Origin of the sequence: Pseudomonas sp. F01002 (genome assembly GCF_004402115.1) — a bacterium.
In the GTDB taxonomy this organism is placed as follows: Bacteria; Pseudomonadota; Gammaproteobacteria; order Pseudomonadales; family Pseudomonadaceae; genus Aquipseudomonas; species Aquipseudomonas frigoris.
Genome location: NZ_SOPU01000005.1, coordinates 125638 through 125846, shown reverse-complemented (window position 1 = coordinate 125846; position 209 = coordinate 125638). Strand labels below are relative to the sequence as shown.

Sequence of the window (209 nt, the reverse complement as noted above, 5' to 3'; positions counted from 1 at the left end):
GTGAATCTGTTCGGTATCGAGTCGCCGGGTTTGACCAGTTGCCTGGCGCTGGCTGATCGGGTGACGACGGTATTAGCCACACAACGACCGGTGTAGCAGCTGCCGAGCAACGCGAGGCTGCGTTCGGCGGCGAAGCCGTCGTAGTCCGGCGAATGCGGTCTACCTGATGCAACGCGGTCTCAGGTTTTACGACGGCTTCGCCGCCGAAC

1 protein-coding gene is annotated in these 209 nt (G+C 62.2%); it reads left to right on the top strand.

Annotated features, from left to right (window positions below):
- Positions 1 to 96, top strand: a 96-nt coding sequence (locus E3W21_RS32270) for a hypothetical protein (RefSeq protein WP_371927041.1), incomplete at its 5' end; no start/stop codon positions are given.
- Positions 97 to 209: the final 113 nt, after the last annotated feature.